This window comes from Streptomyces sp. NPDC001890, from assembly GCF_042891445.1.
In the GTDB taxonomy this organism is placed as follows: domain Bacteria; phylum Actinomycetota; class Actinomycetes; order Streptomycetales; family Streptomycetaceae; genus Streptomyces.
The window spans coordinates 426233-444419 of the sequence record NZ_JBIATE010000003.1; the positions used below are offsets into that span (position 1 = coordinate 426233).

The following is an 18187-nucleotide window of genomic DNA, read 5'->3' on the forward strand; positions in this document are numbered from 1 at the left end:
TCATCCCGTACCACGTTCGAGGAGTCACCGTCATGTCCGTACTCGCACAGATCAGCACCGTGGTCATCGATTGTGATGACCCGGTTCGGCTCGCCGAGTTCTACAGCAGGGTCACCGGCTGGGAGATCACCTGCAGCGGCGAGGACTACGCCTCCCTGGCCGGCGTGGAGCAGCCCGGCCTGGCGTTCGTACGCATCGAGGGCTACCAGGCCCCGGGCTGGCCCGATGAAGCCGGCCACGCCCACCTCGACTTCACGGTCGCCGACCTGGAGGACACGGCCGGCCGGATCCTCGCCCTCGGAGCGTCGAGGCCCGAGTTCCAGCCCGGCAAGGACCAGTGGGTCGTCCTCATCGATCCCGAGGGGCATCCGTTCTGCCTCACCACCGGCGCCTGACGCATCCTCCGACACGTCCCCCGACACGTCCCCCGACAGGAGAAGGGCACATGGCTCACATCAACAAGGAATTCCTGATCGACAACTCCCCGGAAAACGTCTGGGAGGCCCTGCGCGAGGTCGGAGCCGTGCACCAGCGCCTGGTGCCGGGCTTCGTCACGGACACCCGCATGGAGGCGGACACCAGGATCGTGACCTTCGCGAACGGCGTGGTCGTGCACGAGCTGATCGTCGACATCGACGAGGCGGCCCGCCGGGTGGCCTACGCGGTGGTCGGCGGCTCGATGGCGCCGAAGCACCATCACGCCTCGATGCAGGTCCTCGCCGACACCGAAGGGCGCAGCCGCTTCGTCTGGACGATCGACGTGACACCGGATGAACTCGCCGTCCCCATCGACGAGATGGCCGAGCAAGGCTCGCGCATCATGCAGGAGACGCTGAAGGCCGCCCCGGCCCCGGTGGGCAGGTAGGGACCTCGGGGCAGGTGGTGCAGGACGCTTGGACAGGTCTGGACAACGAACAAGGCCCAGGTCGCTGACCTGGGCCTTGGAACTGCTTGGTGTCGGGCCTGCTGGACGTCCGGCGCGTGGGGCGGGGTGCCTGGCCGGCACCCCACCTCATGCGTCAGGCGTGGGTGCCGGCCTTGCGACGGCGTACGAGGAACACCGCGCCTGCGCCCATCGCCACGGCCGCGCCGCTCGCGAGGGCGAGCTGCGGCATCGCGGAGGAAGAGCCCGTGGCGGCGAGGCTGCCGCTCACCGGACGGGACGCGCTGCTCTGCGTCTTGACGTCCGAGGTGTGCGGCTTGGTGGTGCTGGGCTTGGCGTCGTCGACCTTGCCGGGCTTGCTGCCCGCGGCGGCGATCAGGAACTCGTAGCCTTCGAGGTCCGGGTTTCCGCCACAGGTGCCGTTGTCGTTGAAGTAGTCACCGGCGACGAAGGTGACGCCGTTGCCTGCGGGGGCCGAGGCGTCGATCTTGAGGCGCATCTTGATGTCGGCGTGGGCACCGGCCTTCAGCGGGCTGATGGCGTCCATGTAGTGCTTGTTGTCGACGGTCTGCCACTTCGAGGACGAGGCGGAGGACCACTGCAGGTGCACCAGGTCATCGATGCTCTTGAGCCCGCTCCGGTCGGTCGCGTGGACGTAGGCGAACGGAAGCACCTCGTCCATCGTCTTGTCGGTGCCGTTGGTCACCCGGAGGTTGAAGTCGACCTTCGTACCGGCGACGACGGTGGACGGCAGACCCGTGACGACCGTGGTGAGCTTGGGCTCCGGGACGCAGTCCTCACCGTCCTCGCCACCCTCCTCCTTCGCCTTGGCCAGTGCCTCGTCGGCGGCGGTCTTGTCAGCGAGGGCCGCCTTGGTGGCCTTCTGCGCCTGGTCCAGCTTCCGGGCCGCGGCGACCCGCTCGTCGTCCCGCGCGTCCAGGGCTTCCACGACCGCGGCATCGGCGGCGGCCTTGGTCTCCTTGGCGGTCTCGGCGTCGGCCTTCGCTTCGGTGAGCTTGGTCGCGGCGGCGGCCTTCTCCTCCTCAGTGGCCGTCTCCGGGAGCGCGTCGACCACGGCCTGGGCATCGATGACCGCCTGGTCGGCGTCCACCTTCGCGGCGGCGGCGTCCGCCGCCGCGGCCTGGGCGGCCTTGGCGGCCACGGCCAGAGGATTGGTGTCGGACAGGGTGGCTTCCAGAGCCGCCCTGGCGGCGCTCTCGGCCTTTACGGCCTCGTCGTACGTCGCCTTCGCGGCGGCGGCGGCCTTTTCCAGTTCCGCGATGGACGGCTTGTCCTGCGTTTTGTCCTGCGTCTGCGCTGCCGGCTTCTCGTCGGCGAACGCGGGGGTGACCGACAGCAGGAGAACAGGCATGGTCACTGCGGCGGCAACAGCTGTGGCAAGAATCGGGCGAATCTTCACAAGAGCCCTTCGGTGTCCGAAAAAGAAGAAGGGGTCGCGGCGGGAGGGGGGCACGCGGACGCGACTTGAGGGGATCGTATGGCCGGGCCAACGGTTCGCCACCACGAGTTCTTCACCCGCTTCGGCCATTACCACAGAACTGCGACCGACAGAAAAGACAAAAGGGTGTAGTTGTGTTCACCGCCTGCACTTTCTCTGTGATCAATGCCACAGACCACCGGGTGCGGTCTTCCGCGCGCCCTGGCGCCGCCCGCCCGCCCGCCTTGTGGCCATGGGTGAACGATTCGGTGTGCGGAACGAGCGGGACAAGGGGAAACCACCCTCCTCGACACGGAGCCCGGCGACCCTCGCGTGCGGGAGGGGCGCCGGGACCTGTGCTCCGCGGAGGGCTTCTCTGCTTCTCGTCCGCACCTCTGCATGCCAGTGCCGAGAATGCGATCCCGGAACCGGCGGAGGCTGCTGTTGACATCCGCAATCGCAGAAGCTTTATACGGTGCCTCCTGGACGCCTCCATATTCCTCTATGAGCGCTGCGCTTTTTCGGTGATGCAGGAGGATTTGTCCACCGCTCTCCCGGAAGAGATTTCTCGCAGATTGGCCGGCGCCACCGCGAGTGCGAAGTCATGCGTAATGAGGGGTGGATGATCCTTTTCGTGGTAGAGTTTCAATGAATTCACAGGACGCCGCGATTAAAAGGGGAATGGCGTGAATACCGAGAAGGTTACGGCTCGACGTCTTACGGCCGAGGAAATTTCGGGCTTGGGTACCCAGGACGGAATCTTCGTCTCGGCAGGGATGAGTGGCCTTCCTCTCGACTGCTATGCCCCGGCTTTTCTCACGGAGCCGGGCAAAAACTTCGATGGAGGGTCCTTCGCTGCGAGAACGGTTTTCGGTGAGGAGATTCACGTCCTCCCGGACAATGCTGAAGAGGCCGGGATCTGGATTGCTGACAAGGAGGGGGAGGAGATCGAGGTTCTCCAGAGTGCCGGCGTCCTCCTGAACCTTGCCCTCTTCGTGCCCGGCGGGAGCAAGGAATCCCTGGAGTCGCTCTACTCCGCCGCGCGGGACGCGTTCGGTGCGGGGGTCGTTCAGCGCTGGAGCGAGGAAGTCGTCGCGGTGCCGGACGTCAAGGTCGACCTGTACGAGGAGCCGGCCCGGGCGCGGAAGAACGCGAACAACCAGAACCGCGACCGCCGCGCCCTGGACATCTACCCGACCCGAGTGCGGTTCCTGGAGCCCAGCGAGGGCTGGAAGTTCATTGTCGAACCGCACAAGGAGATCGTCGACGACACACCGACAATCTGACCTGATGGCAGCCTGGAGGCCACGCCGGATGCGCAGGACCGCTCCCGGTGACGGACTCAACAGGGCGTAGTAGCAACCCGCGTTCAAGCGGCTGTTGTCAGCAGTTCGGTCAGACGCTCGGCTGGAATTTCCCAGCCGAGCGTTCTGCGTGGGCGTGAGTTGGATTCCGCAGCGGCAGCGTCCGGGCGGTCGTGGCACCGAGGACGACGGTCACGATGGCAGTCCAGTCCGTGCTCCGGAGCACGTGCCCTCTGGCGGACGGCACTCCTGGTGGGTGCTGGCCCGTGCGGCAACCGGGTGGGACGGATTCCAGAGCCGGTCGGCCTCACCGCGGGCGACATGGTCCTCGTAGATCCGCACCTTGTGCCGCATCACATCCAGTGCGTCCTGCAGCTCGCGAATCTGCGCCTCCACGTGGTTCTCGTGGCGGCGCAGCAGCTCAAGGCGCTCGTGTTCGTTGCCCGGGCCATGACGGACCAGCTCGATGTACTGCCGGATCATCGCCAGGGGCATGCCGGAGGAGCGTAGCTTCGTGCAGACGGCCAGCCACTCCAGGTCTTCTTCGTGATAGACCCGGCGGCCGTTGGACAGGCGGCGCACCGGGTTGGCGAACAGGCCCTCCCGCTCGTAGAACCGCAACGCGTGCACGCTCAGCCCACTGCGTTGTGTCACCTCACCAATGCTCAGGTCCATGAGCGCCCCTCCCCCACCCAGCTGTTGATCTAGACCCGACTCTAGGTTCTAGCGTCGAGGTGTCGGCCCATCGGGCCATCGGAACAGGGGAGAACATGACAGTTTGGTTTGTCACCGGGGCATCGCGTGGGCTCGGTGCGGAGATCACCCGGGAGGCGCTGGAGCGAGGACACAGCGTGATCGCCACGGCGAGGGATGCGTCAGCGGTGCTCCGGGCGTACCCGCACGAGCCGGACGGACTGCTGGCGGTGGACGCGGACGTGACCGAACCGGAGCAGCTGGCGGCCGCGGTGGAGGCCGGCCTGGCAAAGTTCGGCCGGATCGACGTTGTGGTCAACAACGCCGGTTACGGCCTCACGGGCGCGATCGAGGAGACCTCGGACAAGGCCGTCCGGGCATTGTTCGATGTCAACGTCTTCGGCGTGCTCAACACGTTGCGGGCGACCCTGCCGACGTTGCGTGCCCAACGCTCCGGACACGTCCTGAACATCGGCTCCGTGGGCGGCTTCGCCACCGCGCCGGCGGTGGGTCTGTACGGCGCGTCGAAGTTCGCCGTCGAGGGCATCTCCGAGGCACTGCTCGGCGAGCTGGCCCCACTCGGTGTCCGCGTCACGATCGTGGAGCCGGGCGGGTTTCGCACCGACTTCCTCAGCGCATCGAGCATGCAGGTCGAACCGGCCTCCATCGCCGACTACGTCGCGGGCGCGGGGCCGGTGCGCGAGGCACTGGCTGGAAACGACGGCCGCCAGCCGGGCGATCCGGCGAAGGCGGCGAAAGCCATCGTCGACATCACGGAGGTCGTCGAGCCGCCGCTGCGCCTGCAACTGGGCGCGGACGCGATCGAGCGCGTCGAGGCGAAGCTGGATCTGGTGCGACATGAACTCGACCAATGGCGCCACGTCGCACTCTCCACCGGAACCTGACGTATTGGACTGTCGGTTCGGATGCGGGGCCGCGGGTGCCTGACCCGACCGCGACCCTGCGAGGAGAACCTCATGCGTCTCGTGCTGTGGATCACGCCGAAGGAGAAGGCAGTCGCGACGGCCGGGTCAGCGCAGGGACCCCGGAGAGGTCCGGACAACGAACAAGGCCCTGGTCTCCGATCAAGGCCTTCGGCGTGGAGCGGGTGACGAGAATCGAACTCGTGCTCTGAGCTTGGGAATCACTTGGCACTTGGGTCGGCAAAGGGCTCTGACCTGCGGGAACGATGTCTAGTGGCCCGTTCTTGGCTGTCTCTTCCGCCCCCTTGTTCACCGCCGCGTACCGGCCCTACTGGCACGTTGTGGCACGACGGCGGATCATCCACGCCACTCGGTCAGGATGAGCGTGGCGTCGTCGGAGGCGGCATCGCCGCAGGCCCGTCTGAGCGTGTGGGACAGGTCGAGTGCCACCGGTGAACCAGCCCACGTGCAACGCGCGCCCGTACACGGCAACCGTGTGCGGTACGACGGGCCAGCGGGTGGGATTCACGGTGACGCGGGTGACGCGACCCCAGGGTTCCTCCAGGGCGGCGGCGAGCGGTGGGAGCTCGGCTTCGAGGTCGCGGGAGTAGGGCCACCAGGCCCCGTCCAACTGGCCGGCGAGCGTGGCCTTCGGGGTGAGGGACAAGCGGGCCGGGAACTCTGCGGCGAGGTCGCCGGGCGCGGTCCGGTCGAGGGTGCCTCAGGACAGCGCCGCCGATGCGGAAGGCTGATCCCCGAATTCACGGCGGCCGAGCCGAGAGTGCGGCGCCACCGTGGTGGGCGGCCCGGTCTCCTTCGGCGTCGGGCGGGATGCGACAGAGCCCGGCCGGAGTGTTGCGTACCCACCGGGCTCCGGGCGTGCGGTGCCCTGGTCAGAGCCCCTCGTCGTGCAGGTCCTCTTCGCGCAGCAGGTCGTCCTCGCGGCGGCGCGAGCTCTCCTTCTGCCCGGGCTTCCGTCCCTGTTCACGGGCCTGCCTGCCCGGTCGGGGCTGCGCGGGGTCTCCGGGGCGATGGTGTTCCTGCGCCTCGCGGCCCCGGTCCTTGCCCGGCTCCTGATGCTTGTCCTGCGTACCGTCCATGACGGCGCTCCTCTTGATGCGTGGGGGTACGGATTCCTCTCGGATCACGCTGCCACGCACAGCGAAGGTCCGCATGATGGCGACTGCGAAGCGAGGCACACGGATGACGCCCCGCCTGTCGGCCTCACAGCAGAGGGCCACTGACGGCAGCGACTCGGAATTTTGAGTAGCATTTAGAACCAACCCGACGCGCCACGAGGGCACTTGTGGCACACGAGGGCACGCGGGCCCCGAGGGGTATGGACAGCGAACAAGCCTCAGGCATGTGACCTGGGGCTTTGCAGTGGAGCGGGTGACGAGAATCGAACTCGCGCTCTGAGCTCGGGAATCAACCAGCGCGTGATCGCCAGACATGTTCCTGAGCAGCGGAAACGCTGCACAGGTGTGTTGCTGGCCGACGGCCGGACGGTGCCCTGTGGTGACCGCTTTTCCCCCTGCGAATGGCACGTAGTGGCACGCGGGGTGTGTCGGATCGGCTGGAACCGTGCGTCTGGGTTCGGAGAGGACGAGGGGTGGCTGGCGTACCCGGACCCGGAATGGGCGGGCGGGCTTTTCGGGCAGTTCGCCGGTCAGCAAGCTCGTTCCGGGCCCTGGGCGACTGCGGGAGATTCCGAGAGCGACAATTGTGGGTGGGTGCCGTGCTGGTCGGTCCATGGAGTCGGGTCGCGAGGGTCCTGTCCGGTGGACCGGGTGCCGAGCCGGCGGGAGACGACGATGAACGGCTCGGTCCGTGTCGGACAAGTTGTCGGGGTACCACTGCGGATGCACTGGAGCGTGCCGCTACTGGTCGTTCTGTTCGCGTACGGCCTTGGCCGCCAGACCCTCCCCGCATGGACTCCAGGGCGCTCGGATGCGGTTTACACCTTCGCCAGTGCAGTGGGGGTCGTGCTGCTCATGGGCAGCCTCCTGCTCCACGAGACGGCACACGCTGCGATTGCCCGCAGGAAGAAGATCGCGGTACAGGATGTGACGCTGTGGGCGCTGGGCGGGATGACCCGGATGGGGCGACCGCCGACGGCCGCGGTGGCTTTCGCAGTGGCGATCAGCGGGCCGCTCACCAGCCTGGCCATCGGAAGCGTCGCGCTCGGAGCGGGAATCGGGCTGCACGCGATGTCCGGCTGGGCGGTGCCCGCCGCCGTTCTGGTGTGGCTCGGCTGGGCGAACCTGTTCCTGGGCGCATTCAATCTCCTTCCCGCTGCGCCGCTCGACGGCGGAAGGGTGGTGCAGGCGCTGTTGTGGTGGCGTACCGGAGACCGGGAACGTGCGGATCGGGCGGCCTCCCGAAGCGGTCAGGTCGTGGGCGGGCTGCTGATGGCCTTCGGCTGGATCTCCTTCCTGCGCGGGGCGCCGGGCGGGCTGTGGCTCGTCTTCGTCGGTCTCTTCATCACGGTCGTCGCCGGCGCCGAACGGCAGCGCGCCGTGATCAACACAGCGCTGCGGGGCATCAAGGTCGCCGATGCCATGTCCAGCCCGGTGACCACCGGCGCCGACTGGCTGACCATCCGGCATTTCATCGACGAGGTGGCCGTGAGCTCCCGCCATTCCGCCGTGCCGCTGCTCGATTTCGAAGGCCGTCCCAGCGGGATCGTATCGATACGCAAGCTTGCCCGGATACCGGGAGCGCGCCGGGAGGCGTTGCGCGTGCGAGAGGTGTCGATCCCGTTGTCACAGTGCGCGGTTGCCGCCCCGAGTGATCTTCTGAGTGAGGCTCTCGACAAGCTCCGCCCGGGTACTGGCATGCGCATTCTCGTCGTGGACGGGCACCATCTGGTGGGGATCGTCACCGCGAAGGACATTTCACGGCTGACCCGGCAGCACGCGCTGGGGGGCCGAGGGACAGACTGAGCCCTGCGCGACCTCGTAGCAGAAGCCCGCTCCGATTGTCAGGGCCGTCCGTGCCGGAAGTGCACGAACCAGTTCTGGGCTGCAGTCCGGCAGGGCGACACCATCTGAACGGAACACCCTGCGCCGCTGCCGATGTGCACGTCTACGCGTACGGGACCGCCGCACAGGACGCGGTCGGCGGGGTCCGCATCGATGTGGGCCAGGTCGGCCGGCCTCCGGGAGAGGGGCGTCCCGGGCCGTGCCCATCTCCTGGCCCCGGGGCTCCTGGACGCCTTGGCTCCGGAGGGGTACCGATCCGGGGCCTGTGAGGCGGCCACATGAAGTCGGGCGCGTGGGCCTTATGGCGGCTGTCGTCGCAACGGCCCCAGCGCATTCACTCCGCCAGGGCCGCCCTTCCGGATCGTCACACGTGAGAGTGCTCGATCCACGTTTAATTGTACGACTGCGGGCCGGACGGACCGGGAGGGGAGAGCGGGCCATCGGGCAGGCCCCGTCCCCCTCGTTCGTTTGCGCGCAAGGGGCCGCACGTGCCGGGCTGAGCGGTGGACGGCTCGGCCCTTGGACAGTCCGGCTCAGTCGCGTTCTTCTTCTTCGGCCTCCATGCGGCGGATTCCCCGGTGGGTCAGGGAGACCAGCGCGGGTGTGTTGCCCGGTTCCCAGTCGACAGATCAGGCCTTCGCCGGCGAGGTCGGTGCAGGCGGCGGCCAGGTCTTCCTCCGGGATGCGCAGGTCGTTCCGCAGCTCCGCCCCGGGACTCCGAGACACGGTTGCTTCGATGGCTTCGTAGAGGGCGGTCAGGACCCGCTCGCGGTAGATCTGCCGCTCGCGGAGGGGCGTCGTGATCGAGTCCTTTCGTGCATGTGAGGGTCCGGTGCTCCTCAGACTTCGTCGCCGTGGGCGCCGGTGTGCGCGGACGGTCTGCTGGTGGTGAGCCAGGAGAGGGCAGGTCCTGCGGCGGATTCGGTGTCCACGGTGAGGTGGAGCCGGGTGCCGCCTCCGGGAGCGGGGTAGCTGCGCTGCTCCGTTCCGGCGAAGCAGCGGCGGATTACTTCGGCGACCGCGCGGGCGGCTTCGGGAGTTGCGGCGACGATCCGGATCTCGGCGTGTCCTGCCTGCGGCAGAGGCTCGTTCTCGACGGGGTACAAGGCGGTGTGTTCCCTTCGGGGCGAAGCGAGAGGCCGACGCGTGGGTCGTCCCGGGTGCCGGGCGCCCCACCCGCGGCCTTCGGTCGGAGGAGTGGTCTGAGGTCAGGGCCGGATGCCCGTGAGCCTGCGGCTGGAGGCCTGCCCTGTCGAGCTGTGGTGGCCGTGGCTGTGGCCGGGGGGCCGGCTGATGGCCGGGAAGGGATCGCTGAAGTGGTGGACCGCGATGCGTGCGTCGTGCTGGGCGTTGAGCCGGTGGATCAGGCGCGTGCCGAGAACGATCAGCAGGGTGACTGCCACGAGCGCGACCAGGGTCTCCATCGCGACCAGGGTCTCCATGACGTCACCTCCATGGGTTTCCCGGCAGCGGGATCATCCGCGCGCCGACGATCGGGCGTTGCGGGGGTGGCAGGGTGGACCCGCCGTCGGTCTCCCAGGTGTCCTCGTCGCTCCGGGCGTCCCGCGCACGGCGGCCGGTCGCGGCCTCGTCGGACATCAGGACACCAGCGGCCAGGACACTGCCGGGGACAGCGGCGGCGGTCATGAGCCGGGCGGCCGCGGCGGGATCGGTCCCGGGCGGGATCACCAGCAGGTCGCATCGGCCGACGGCGTAGGAGAGCAGAATCATCTTGTCGGCATCCTGTTCGGTGAACCAGCCGACGTGCACGGTGTGCCCGGTGACGGCGACCTTGTGCGGGACGACGGGCCAGCGGGCGGGGTTCACCATGACGCGCGTGGTGCGTCCGTAGCGCTCCTCGAGTGCATCGACCAGGGGCGGAAGCTCGGTGGCGAGGTCACGCGAACGAGGCCACCAGGCGCCGTCCAAGAGGCCGGCGAGGGTGCTCTTCGGTGTCAGCGACAGGCGTGCCGAAAGCGTGGGTACCAGGGTCGTGGCCATGATCGCGGACCCGTCTCAGGGCCGCCTTGCAGGGCGGCCCAGTGTCTTGATCGCCGGAAACGACGTCCGCGTGGGAGCGGGTGTACGAGGTACTCCCGGTACTGTCAGCGTACTCCGCCCAGCGGTCGGACGAGCCGCTCTGACCAGGTGATTTCCCACCGGGCACGCCGTCCGGCCGACAGCCGCGGGCATGATCACCGGCACGCGGAGTACCGTGTGACCACGGCGGTATCTCGCCGGCCGTGAGGTGTCGGCGGCCCCCGCGCAGGCAGGCGGACCATCATGGCCGAATCCGACAGCCCGACCCCTCCCAAGCTCCTTCCGGACGAGATCCACCGAGCGGTGAATCCCGGCACGGCCCTGCTCCGGCTGCGGACGACGCACTCCCGCGAGGGCGTCCTCGACGGCGCGTGGTGGCCCCGCTCCCGGGACGTCACGGCCGAGCTGCCCGCCCTGATCCAGGCGCTCACCACGCACCTCGGCCCCGTCACGCGGGTCGGCCTGGACAAGGACGCCTGGGAGGAGGTCCCGACTCGTGTCGTTGTCGACGACCGGGTCGTACACCTCGACTCCTTCCCCGTCGGTGACGACACCGTCCTCATCACCCGTGGCGACAACGACCACTTCGCCCTCCTGGTGGTGCCCCCGGACACGACACCCGATGCGGCACGTGACGCCATGGCCCGTGCGGTCGACGCCGGTAACGTCACCCGGGCCGCCGAGATCCTCGTCGCCACGCTTCCCGAGCGGGTGACCCACCGCCAGGAGCCGGCGTGACACGTCCCTCCGTCATCCTCGCCACTCGACCAGGACGAGCGTGGCGTCGTCCGAAGTGGCGTTGCCGCGTGCCCGCTTGAGGGTGTGGGAGAGATCCCGTGCCACCGCGCGGACCTGCCGTTCCGCCTTCTCCAGTTGGTTCACCCAGTCGATCAGCTGGTCCTCGCCGAACTCTTCCTGTCCGCTCTCGTGTTCCTCGATCAGCCCGTCGGTGAAGCAGAGGACGCGATCTCCCGGTTCGAGCGTCACTTCGCTGACCTGCGGCTGTGCTCCTCCGAAGCCGACGGGCAGGGTCGTGGGGCTGTCCAGGCGGCCTACGACGCGGTGCCGGCGGATCAGTATGGGGGCGGGGTGCCCGGCGTTGACCCACTGGAGGCGGCCGGTGTTCGTGTCCAGCCGCATCATCTGCGCGGTCACGAAGTGGTCGGGCGCGAACTGCTCGGCCACGGCCCGGTCCATGAAGAGGTAGATCTCGGACAGTTCGACGCTGATCCGGCGGGCGTGCCGGTACGCACCGATGGCCACCGTGGCCATCGTGGCCGCGTCCAGACCGTGACCCATGGCGTCGATCATGGCGAGGTGGAAGGTGTCCCTGTTCAGGGCGTAGTCGAAGCTGTCGCCCGCCACGTCGTAAGCGGGCTCCAGAACGCCGGCGACGGTGACGCGCGGTGTCACCATCGACAGAGGCGGCAGCAGCGACCACTGGATCTCGGCGGCGACACTCATCGGTTCGCTGCGGCGGGTGCGGGAGAAGAGATCGGTGTGGCCGTTCTTGGTCTGCATCATGTCGGCGATCAGACCGGCGATCCTGCGCAGGAGGCGGCGGTCGTCGTCATCGACGGCGTCCAGCGTGACGGCCAGGACACCCGACTGGTCTCCCCCGTCCGGCAACGGCAGCAGGACCCGTACGCCGTCGGGCAGCGCGAGTTCGACCGGGCGCGAGGTGAGGAAACACCGCCCGGCCTCGGAGCCGTCGACGGACTGCGGTTCGCCGCCCGCCAGCCCTTCGCCCGGCAGGGGGACCAGCCTCTGCTGCCCGTAGTCCTGGAGCAGGATCTGCGGATCCCGTCCCCCCAGCCGCGCCACCGTGTTGGCCAGGATCGGCCCGACCAGATGGGGCGGCAGCTCGTGGGCCCGGTCCAGGAGCCCGCCCAGCAGCCCCTCTCCGAAGCTCTCCGAGTGATCCGGATCCCTGGGCGATCCGACTGTCATCCCGTTCCCTTCCGCAGGGCGACGGAGGGGCCGTTCAGCGCCTGCGCCGCGGCCCGTCGGGCACGGGAGCCAGGCCCGTTACCGGCGATCTCGCCATCAGGATGCGCCTCGGAGGCAGGACACGCCACACGGGTGCCGCCGGAGGCCGCTCCCACGCCGCATGCCACCGGCGCCGAGTGCGCTGGACGAAGCGGAACGAGGTCCTGGCCTGTCGGGCGTCGACATCCGGGAGGCCAAGACGATGAAGGGGGACCAGGTAGCCGCCCCCGTTATGGCATCAATGGCACGCGGATGGCGCGCGGGCCCCGAGAGGTCCAGACAACAAACAGGCCCTGGTCTCCGACCAGGGCCTTCATCATGGAGCGGGTGACGAGAATCGAACTCGCGCTCTGAGCTTGGGAATCTACGGTGCTGGGACTGCCGCAGGGGCCTTGGCCTGCATGTTTGCCTGGACCGGGTGAGGTCGGCGAGGTCTCTGGGAGCCGTACGTGACCGCTGTTGTCCGCTCTGAAGGGCACGGATGGGGCACGGCGGCCGAGGGGCGGCCAGCCCCTGTCGCGAACCGCATTCCTGTCGAACGGTCGGCATCCGTCAGACCATCAGTCCTCGTGCGGGGCCTCAAGCTCGTGAAGCCGTTCCCCGATGTCGTCGGCCCAGGTCTGTGCCCACCGGCGCAGCCCGGCAATTGCCTGCGCGTCGAGTCCGTAGGCGGCGAATTCCGTGTCGTCGATCCAGTCGGCTCCGCTCAGCCGCGCTTGAAGCTCGCTGAGGTCGAAGGCGTCGCGGGCATGGCGTCGGCCGAGCTCTTCGAGTTCGACGGGGCTCCAGCGGCTCGTGGCGGCCTGCACGTCGATCAGGTCCCTGGCGAGTCCGCGGTCGGCCAGGGCGCGGACCTTGGTGCCGACGACATCTTCGAGGGACAGCACCAAGCCGTGTTCGGTGTGTACGGGTGGTCGCCAGAGCGCTTCCTTGAGGATGTCGACCTCGCACTCTTCGCGGCTGGCAGGGTCGGTGACAATCAGGCGTGCGGACAGTGGGTCTGTCTCCAGGGCTTCTACGTGCCATCCGCGCCGCTCCAGTCCGGTGCGCACGACGGTCGCGATGTCTTCCATGGGATCTGGGTTCTCGGTCGCGACATCGAGGTCCTGGCTGAGCCGGTCGACCAGGCCGTGTGCTTGGACCGCGTAGCCACCGGTGAGCACCAGAGGGTAATCACCGCCCACGGCGAGCACATCTGCGAGCAGGCGGCGGTGCAGTCCTGTGAGGTTCACGCAGCGGCCCGGGCGCTGTGAGCCAGTTCGTCGAAGGAGCTCTCCCAGACCTCACGGACATCACGGCTGACCAGTGTGCGCAGTGTGGGCCACAGGCCGACGAGAAGGTCGCGATCGAGATACCGGACCAGGTCGTCGTGCTGCCCTTCGGCCAGGACGATGCGGTAGTAGCTCATCCGCAGCCGAGGCTGATCGAGGTCGAACGTAGTGAGCCCCGACCATGCCAGGCGGAGCGGCAGACTCACTGTGCCGTGCTCGGGGCCGACAAGATCGGACAGCGCTGCGGGCAGGCGCCGAGCAAACTTGGCACGGCGGAGATCGGAAAGACCGGGCGGTGTTGCCATAGCTCGATTATCCAGGAAGAGCTAGTGGCGGGCTCCGCGATCCGCGGACGTACGCTCCCGCGGGCAGGCAGAGGGGTCGACCGGTGCCGTTCCGCCAGGGGTGAAGCTGTCAAAGAGGAAGCCCCGGGCCGTTGGCCTGGGGCTTTACGTGGAGCGGGTGACGAGAATCGAACTCGCGCTCTGAGCTTGGGAATCACCTGGTACTGCGTAGGCTTTCCTGCCTCTGACCTGGGGAAACGCTCCCCTGGGGGCGTGTCGCAGTGGCTTCGTGCGGGCCTCTGCCGACCGCTGTTTACCGTCCTGACTGGCACGTAGTGGCACGCCCACCCCGGGTGGTCGGCCGAGAGCTGAGCGGGACCGGCCGCGCCCGCCACGGCCGCAGAGCCCCGATACGGCAGCAGGGCCCGGACCGTGCGTCGCGGTCCCGGCCCCGTGCGGTGCCGCCCTGCGGCGGCGGTGAGTCAGCTCTGTGCGGCCCTGGACCCTGCCGTCATACGACCTCGCGAAGCGTGAGGCCAACCCCGACCGGTGGGGGCGCCTCACCGTTCCCGTTCGACCAACTCCTTGAAGTGCTCCAGGTCGTCCCGTACAAGCCGTTCGATCGCGGTCGCCTGGGCGAATCCCTTCGGCCCGCCGAACGCCTCCTTGACGGTGCCCGGGTCGTATTCGATACGGGCCTGGACTCGGGTGTGCTCCCGGTCGATGGGCAGCAGTGAGAAGGTTCCCGCCAGGTCCGGACCGCTCGTGGTCTGCCACTCCAGCATGTGTCCCTTGCCGCGGTCGGTGATCTCGGCTTCGAACTCCTGAGCCCGGCCGCCCGCGTCGACGTCCAAGTGCGCCCGGTGCCCGTCTTCGGAACGAGCCTCGCGTACTCCTTCGACGAATCGCGGATAGTTCTCCACCTCATGGAGGTTCTCCCAGGCCACAGCGATCGGAGCAGCAACGTCGATCTGTTCTTCGAGAGTGCTCATCGGCCACCTCAAAACTCGGTTCACCGTTTATGGGGCCATGACTCCAGTATCGTCCCCGGAGGATCGATGGGGGCCGGGAGTCGGTGTCCGCGGCCGGTGCTGCCTGTCCTCGGCGTTCCGGGACGCGGGCAGAAGGACCGCGACGGCTTCAGGCGTGCCCGACCCCGAGTTCGCGGCCGCGGTAGAAGCCTTTTCGCTCCTCGACGACGTAAGGGGCCATGGCCTCACGCCGTTGCGTCTCCGCCGCGGAGGCCCGCCAGGAGTCGCACGCTTCCTTGGTCTCCCAGAACGACACCCCGGTGATCTCTTGCCGGTCCTCGGACCAGTACGCGTAGGCACGGCGCAGCGCCTGCGGGTACGGGTCCGGGCGCCAGGCCCTCTCGAACTCCTCCAACGCGCCCGGCTTGATGCGGCGTGTCGTCACCCAGACAAAGTGCTCCACCATCGCGGCCCCCTCTGGAACGCCGGTTCGATTTGATGGCGCCTTCTCAAACCATCGTAGGTTTGTGGCACCACTTCCGCCCTTGCTGCGGCTGTGCACCAACAGGGAAGCCTGTGTCAGCGGTTGGTCCCCTCGGAGATCTGCCGGGCCAGCTCGTCGACCACTTGCGGCACCATCGGGGGAGCCCCTTCTTCCTCCAGGGCGAGGACAAGGGCCCGCCGGACTGTTGAGTAAGGCTGCCCCGTGTGCGTCGCTCGCGTACGGTCGACGCCTCGTTCCATCTTCTTCAGGAACGCCGACACCGCAGGCATGGCCTTCGCGTACTCGCTCGGGTCCGCAGTCATGGTCGGAGCCGACCCAATGGGCAGGCCTCCGTCAACCGCGCCAGAGCACCAGCTCGGAAGATCGCGCAACTGGATGGGGGCTGAACTGCCGAGACTCTGACCTGCGCGTTTCGGGGGCGGTCGCTGTAGTTCCCCGTTTGGTACTGCTGGATCGGGCACGTGGAGGGCACGCACGGACGGCTTTCTGTAGCGCCGGTAGCCCCGGCCTCTCGTCCGATGTCGCATGTGCTGGAATCCGGCTGGCGGGTGCCGCACGGTCGCCATCACGGTCATACAGGCACAGGATGGACGTAACGAAGCTGGCAAGCGACTCAGCATCCGCCGGGACGCGGCAGTCGGAAGGAGGCACGACACCATGACCCAGTTCATGGACGTCCACCACGGAATGAAGGGCCTCACGGCCGACCAGCTGAAGGAAACCCACAAGGCCGACCTGGCCATCGAGAAGGAGGAAGGCGTCCACTTCGAGAAGGCCTGGGCGGATCCGGAGTCTGGAACTGTCTACTGCCTCTCCGAGGCCCCCTCGGCTGAAGCGGTCCAGCGCATTCACGAACGCGCTGGTCACCGGGCCGACGAGATCCACCCAGTCCCCCTGACCGTGTGAAAAAGCCCTCTGCCCACGGAGAACCTCAGGCGGGGGGCGGGCGGCTGCTGTCGATGGGCGCGGATTCGCAGGCCGTGGTCGAGGCCGCCCGCCCCTGCCCCCGCGCGAGGTGTTCCAGGCGGGCTCCGAGAGCACGTCACAGCTGACGAACATGGCGCGAACATGCTCTGTCCATGACGTGAACTTCCGTATGGATCAGCTGCCGGAGGCTGTCCGGTGGTGCGAACCGGCTCCAAGGGGGCCCGAGTCGACGCTCGCTCAACTCCCCTGAGCCCATTGCGATGTCGACCTGGACAACGTCGGCATCTGGATGCGTGCGGCTGAGCCGGAGCTCACCGCCGGACGCCGGGCACCTGGCGACACCAAAACGGACGCGGGCAGGCGATTCCTGGTCCTGTCGGCCTTCATGGAGAAAGACCTGAAGCGACACCTGGCCCGGTACGCGGAGAAGACACCGGACAGACTGCTGTTCGCAGGGGAGAAGGGTGCCCCGTCCCGGCGGTCGTCCTCTGGACGGAAGTGGCGGCATGCTCGCGCCAAGGTCGAACTCCCGGACAACTTCCGGTTCTACGATCCTCGTAACACCGGGCACACTCTCTCGTCACAGTCGGGCGCCACCCCTAAGGACACGGATGGTGCGTGCCGGGCAGTCCTCGGAGCGGGCCGCGCTGGTCTGTCAGCACTCGAGCCTGGAGCGGCAGAGGCAAGTAACCGACGGGATCGACGCCCGCGTCCAGACAGAGCCGGAGAAGGCCGGCCAGGTGCCCGACGATCAGCCATCGGGCACGCAACGGGCACGGGACGCCTGAACTGGTCCGGACAACAAAGAAGCCCCCGGCCGCTGGCCTGGGGCTTTTCATGGAGCGGGTGACGAGAATCGAACTCGCGCTCTGAGCTTGGGAAGCTCATGTTCTACCATTAAACTACACCCGCGAAGCATGCCGCCTGACCGGCGGCTACCGCTGCACACTGTACCCCATGCCAGGTCCCCGGCGTTTGAGCCGCGGGGCCTTTTCGCTGTGCGGAGAGGGTGGATGCGCGTGCTGTGGGCGGGAGTTGGGGGCGTAGCGTGGGGGGTCGGAGTGCCGTGTGGAGTGGCGTCCTGTTCATCCCCTAATGTGGCGTTCTCGTCCAAGGCTTGTTGGGGAAGGGACTTGATGGACTCCATGGAGCGCACCGTCGTCCGCTGTGCCGAAGGGCACGTTTTCGCTACCGCTTCGTTCCCGATGCAGCATCTCGGGGCCGGGCGGATCGGTCCCGGGCGGCTCATTCGCTGTCCGCGTTGTGCTCGGTTGCGGCATGCCGTGCCCGTGGTGTTCGAGCGGCGGTAGCGGCGGTGGCAGGCGCGCGGGTGGTCCCGGATTGGGGTGGGCCCGCGCGTTCTGCGTATCCTCGGGGCGTGCTTCTCTCAGATAAGGACATCCGGGCCGAGATCGACGCCGGACGTGTACGCATTGATCCGTTCGATGCGTCGATGGTGCAGCCATCGAGCATCGATGTGCGGCTCGACCGCTACTTCCGGGTGTTCGAGAACCACCGCTATCCGCATATCGACCCGGCCGTCGAACAGGCCGATCTGACGCGCATGGTCGAGCCCGACGGGGACGAGGCGTTCATCCTTCACCCCGGTGAGTTCGTGCTCGCGTCGACGTACGAAGTCATTTCGTTGCCCGACGATCTTGCGTCGCGGCTGGAGGGCAAGAGTTCGCTGGGGCGGCTCGGGCTCGTCACGCATTCGACCGCCGGGTTCATCGACCCCGGATTCTCCGGGCACGTGACGCTGGAGCTGTCGAATCTCGCGACGCTGCCGATAAAGCTGTGGCCCGGAATGAAGATCGGGCAGCTGTGCATGTTCCGGCTGAGCTCGCCCTCGGAGTTCCCGTACGGCTCCGAGCGGTACGGGTCGCGGTACCAGGGCCAGCGCGGGCCGACGGCGTCGCGTTCCTTCATGAATTTCCATCGGACCCAGGTGTGATTCCCATGAGCGGTGATGTGA

20 protein-coding genes, 1 tRNA gene and 2 pseudogenes are annotated in these 18187 nt (G+C 68.0%); 9 read left to right on the forward strand and 14 right to left on the reverse strand.

Annotation, left to right across the window (positions count from 1 at the left end):
* Nucleotides 1–32 precede the first annotated feature (32 nt).
* Both ACFYY1_RS13290 and ACFYY1_RS13295 read left to right on the forward strand, forming a co-directional pair.
* Nucleotides 33–395, forward strand: a complete 363-nt coding sequence (locus ACFYY1_RS13290; protein ID WP_388584169.1) for a VOC family protein — start codon at nucleotides 33–35, stop codon at nucleotides 393–395.
* A gap of 50 nt (nucleotides 396–445) precedes the next feature.
* Nucleotides 446–865 carry an SRPBCC family protein gene (locus ACFYY1_RS13295; RefSeq protein ID WP_388584171.1) on the forward strand — a complete coding sequence of 140 codons (420 nt, stop codon included), beginning with the start codon at nucleotides 446–448 and terminating at the stop codon, nucleotides 863–865.
* Between the two features lie 154 nt (nucleotides 866–1019).
* Here the strand turns inward: ACFYY1_RS13295 and ACFYY1_RS13300 are convergent, their stop codons facing one another.
* Entirely contained in the window at nucleotides 1020–2303 is a 1284-nt protein-coding gene (locus ACFYY1_RS13300) for an LAETG motif-containing sortase-dependent surface protein (protein WP_388584173.1), read from the reverse strand.
* A 704-nt stretch (nucleotides 2304–3007) separates the two neighbouring features.
* Between ACFYY1_RS13300 and ACFYY1_RS13305 the strand changes: the two genes are divergently transcribed.
* Nucleotides 3008–3607 carry a hypothetical protein gene (locus tag ACFYY1_RS13305; RefSeq protein WP_388584175.1) on the forward strand — a complete coding sequence of 200 codons (600 nt, stop codon included), beginning with the start codon at nucleotides 3008–3010 and terminating at the stop codon, nucleotides 3605–3607.
* 210 nt (nucleotides 3608–3817) lie between these two features.
* On the opposite strand, the gene ACFYY1_RS13310 is transcribed toward ACFYY1_RS13305, so the two are convergent.
* Complete coding sequence (locus tag ACFYY1_RS13310) at nucleotides 3818–4300, reverse strand: MerR family transcriptional regulator (protein ID WP_388584178.1); 483 nt, start codon at nucleotides 4298–4300, stop codon at nucleotides 3818–3820.
* A 95-nt stretch (nucleotides 4301–4395) separates the two neighbouring features.
* On the opposite strand from ACFYY1_RS13310, the gene ACFYY1_RS13315 reads away from it, so the two are divergent.
* Entirely contained in the window at nucleotides 4396–5223 is an 828-nt protein-coding gene (locus ACFYY1_RS13315; RefSeq protein ID WP_388584181.1) for an oxidoreductase, read from the forward strand.
* A 469-nt stretch (nucleotides 5224–5692) separates the two neighbouring features.
* Here ACFYY1_RS13315 and ACFYY1_RS13320 read toward each other — a convergent pair.
* Nucleotides 5693–5908, reverse strand: a pseudogene (locus ACFYY1_RS13320) (DUF5994 family protein); the annotation flags it as partial.
* Between the two features lie 226 nt (nucleotides 5909–6134).
* Nucleotides 6135–6341 carry a hypothetical protein gene (locus ACFYY1_RS13325; protein WP_388584183.1) on the reverse strand — a complete coding sequence of 69 codons (207 nt, stop codon included), beginning with the start codon at nucleotides 6339–6341 and terminating at the stop codon, nucleotides 6135–6137.
* A gap of 714 nt (nucleotides 6342–7055) precedes the next feature.
* On the opposite strand from ACFYY1_RS13325, the gene ACFYY1_RS13330 reads away from it, so the two are divergent.
* Entirely contained in the window at nucleotides 7056–8186 is a 1131-nt protein-coding gene (locus tag ACFYY1_RS13330; protein ID WP_388584186.1) for a site-2 protease family protein, read from the forward strand.
* 878 nt (nucleotides 8187–9064) lie between these two features.
* Here ACFYY1_RS13330 and ACFYY1_RS13335 read toward each other — a convergent pair.
* From ACFYY1_RS13335 to ACFYY1_RS13345, 3 genes are all read right to left on the reverse strand, one after another.
* On the reverse strand, nucleotides 9065–9331 hold the full coding sequence (locus tag ACFYY1_RS13335; RefSeq protein WP_376415950.1) for a hypothetical protein: 267 nt from the start codon (nucleotides 9329–9331) through the stop codon (nucleotides 9065–9067).
* A gap of 102 nt (nucleotides 9332–9433) precedes the next feature.
* The gene (locus tag ACFYY1_RS13340; RefSeq protein WP_388584189.1) at nucleotides 9434–9667 is read right to left on the reverse strand and encodes a hypothetical protein; all 234 of its coding nucleotides are present in this window, start codon (nucleotides 9665–9667) and stop codon (nucleotides 9434–9436) included.
* A gap of 4 nt (nucleotides 9668–9671) precedes the next feature.
* Nucleotides 9672–10226 carry a DUF5994 family protein gene (locus tag ACFYY1_RS13345; protein WP_376626313.1) on the reverse strand — a complete coding sequence of 185 codons (555 nt, stop codon included), beginning with the start codon at nucleotides 10224–10226 and terminating at the stop codon, nucleotides 9672–9674.
* 282 nt (nucleotides 10227–10508) lie between these two features.
* Here ACFYY1_RS13345 and ACFYY1_RS13350 point away from each other — a divergent pair, with 282 nt between their 5' ends.
* The gene (locus ACFYY1_RS13350) at nucleotides 10509–11003 is read left to right on the forward strand and encodes a DUF5994 family protein (RefSeq protein WP_388584192.1); all 495 of its coding nucleotides are present in this window, start codon (nucleotides 10509–10511) and stop codon (nucleotides 11001–11003) included.
* Nucleotides 11004–11015: 12 nt separating this feature from the next.
* Here the strand turns inward: ACFYY1_RS13350 and ACFYY1_RS13355 are convergent, their stop codons facing one another.
* The 6 genes from ACFYY1_RS13355 to ACFYY1_RS13380 form a co-directional block, all read right to left on the reverse strand.
* Nucleotides 11016–12215, reverse strand: a complete 1200-nt coding sequence (locus ACFYY1_RS13355) for a PP2C family protein-serine/threonine phosphatase (protein WP_388584195.1) — start codon at nucleotides 12213–12215, stop codon at nucleotides 11016–11018.
* A gap of 599 nt (nucleotides 12216–12814) precedes the next feature.
* The gene (locus tag ACFYY1_RS13360) at nucleotides 12815–13486 is read right to left on the reverse strand and encodes a nucleotidyl transferase AbiEii/AbiGii toxin family protein (RefSeq protein ID WP_388584198.1); all 672 of its coding nucleotides are present in this window, start codon (nucleotides 13484–13486) and stop codon (nucleotides 12815–12817) included.
* Nucleotides 13483–13830 carry a transcriptional regulator gene (locus tag ACFYY1_RS13365; protein ID WP_376626327.1) on the reverse strand — a complete coding sequence of 116 codons (348 nt, stop codon included), beginning with the start codon at nucleotides 13828–13830 and terminating at the stop codon, nucleotides 13483–13485. The genes ACFYY1_RS13360 and ACFYY1_RS13365 overlap by 4 nt, the downstream gene beginning before the upstream one ends.
* A gap of 539 nt (nucleotides 13831–14369) precedes the next feature.
* The gene (locus ACFYY1_RS13370; RefSeq protein WP_388584201.1) at nucleotides 14370–14801 is read right to left on the reverse strand and encodes an SRPBCC family protein; all 432 of its coding nucleotides are present in this window, start codon (nucleotides 14799–14801) and stop codon (nucleotides 14370–14372) included.
* A gap of 148 nt (nucleotides 14802–14949) precedes the next feature.
* Nucleotides 14950–15246: a hypothetical protein gene (locus tag ACFYY1_RS13375; protein WP_388584204.1), complete on the reverse strand. Its 297-nt coding sequence runs from the start codon at nucleotides 15244–15246 to the stop codon at nucleotides 14950–14952.
* A 113-nt stretch (nucleotides 15247–15359) separates the two neighbouring features.
* Complete coding sequence (locus ACFYY1_RS13380; protein WP_376626324.1) at nucleotides 15360–15587, reverse strand: hypothetical protein; 228 nt, start codon at nucleotides 15585–15587, stop codon at nucleotides 15360–15362.
* A gap of 355 nt (nucleotides 15588–15942) precedes the next feature.
* On the opposite strand from ACFYY1_RS13380, the gene ACFYY1_RS13385 reads away from it, so the two are divergent.
* On the forward strand, nucleotides 15943–16191 hold the full coding sequence (locus tag ACFYY1_RS13385) for an SCO4226 family nickel-binding protein (RefSeq protein WP_376626323.1): 249 nt from the start codon (nucleotides 15943–15945) through the stop codon (nucleotides 16189–16191).
* A 280-nt stretch (nucleotides 16192–16471) separates the two neighbouring features.
* Nucleotides 16472–17000 (forward strand): annotated as a pseudogene (locus ACFYY1_RS13390) (site-specific integrase); the annotation flags it as partial.
* 50 nt (nucleotides 17001–17050) lie between these two features.
* On the opposite strand, the gene ACFYY1_RS13395 reads toward ACFYY1_RS13390, so the two are convergent.
* Nucleotides 17051–17124 (reverse strand) — tRNA-Gly (locus ACFYY1_RS13395).
* 466 nt (nucleotides 17125–17590) lie between these two features.
* On the opposite strand from ACFYY1_RS13395, the gene dcd reads away from it, so the two are divergent.
* Entirely contained in the window at nucleotides 17591–18166 is a 576-nt protein-coding gene (gene dcd, locus ACFYY1_RS13400) for a dCTP deaminase (protein ID WP_072487843.1), read from the forward strand.
* Nucleotides 18167–18187 lie beyond the last annotated feature (21 nt).

Coding starts and splice junctions, on each gene's coding strand:
- ACFYY1_RS13315 (WP_388584181.1), top strand. CDS start 4,396: ATGACAGTTTGGTTTGTCACCGGGGCATCGCGTGGGCTCGGTGCGGAG.
- ACFYY1_RS13350 (WP_388584192.1), top strand. CDS start 10,509: ATGGCCGAATCCGACAGCCCGACCCCTCCCAAGCTCCTTCCGGACGAG.
- ACFYY1_RS13355 (WP_388584195.1), bottom strand. CDS start 12,215: ATGACAGTCGGATCGCCCAGGGATCCGGATCACTCGGAGAGCTTCGGA.
- ACFYY1_RS13340 (WP_388584189.1), bottom strand. CDS start 9,667: ATGGAGACCCTGGTCGCGATGGAGACCCTGGTCGCGCTCGTGGCAGTC.
- ACFYY1_RS13290 (WP_388584169.1), top strand. CDS start 33: ATGTCCGTACTCGCACAGATCAGCACCGTGGTCATCGATTGTGATGAC.
- ACFYY1_RS13310 (WP_388584178.1), bottom strand. CDS start 4,300: ATGGACCTGAGCATTGGTGAGGTGACACAACGCAGTGGGCTGAGCGTG.
- ACFYY1_RS13385 (WP_376626323.1), top strand. CDS start 15,943: ATGACCCAGTTCATGGACGTCCACCACGGAATGAAGGGCCTCACGGCC.
- ACFYY1_RS13375 (WP_388584204.1), bottom strand. CDS start 15,246: ATGGTGGAGCACTTTGTCTGGGTGACGACACGCCGCATCAAGCCGGGC.
- ACFYY1_RS13325 (WP_388584183.1), bottom strand. CDS start 6,341: ATGGACGGTACGCAGGACAAGCATCAGGAGCCGGGCAAGGACCGGGGC.
- ACFYY1_RS13365 (WP_376626327.1), bottom strand. CDS start 13,830: ATGGCAACACCGCCCGGTCTTTCCGATCTCCGCCGTGCCAAGTTTGCT.
- ACFYY1_RS13345 (WP_376626313.1), bottom strand. CDS start 10,226: ATGGCCACGACCCTGGTACCCACGCTTTCGGCACGCCTGTCGCTGACA.
- ACFYY1_RS13295 (WP_388584171.1), top strand. CDS start 446: ATGGCTCACATCAACAAGGAATTCCTGATCGACAACTCCCCGGAAAAC.
- ACFYY1_RS13370 (WP_388584201.1), bottom strand. CDS start 14,801: ATGAGCACTCTCGAAGAACAGATCGACGTTGCTGCTCCGATCGCTGTG.
- ACFYY1_RS13330 (WP_388584186.1), top strand. CDS start 7,056: ATGAACGGCTCGGTCCGTGTCGGACAAGTTGTCGGGGTACCACTGCGG.
- ACFYY1_RS13380 (WP_376626324.1), bottom strand. CDS start 15,587: ATGACTGCGGACCCGAGCGAGTACGCGAAGGCCATGCCTGCGGTGTCG.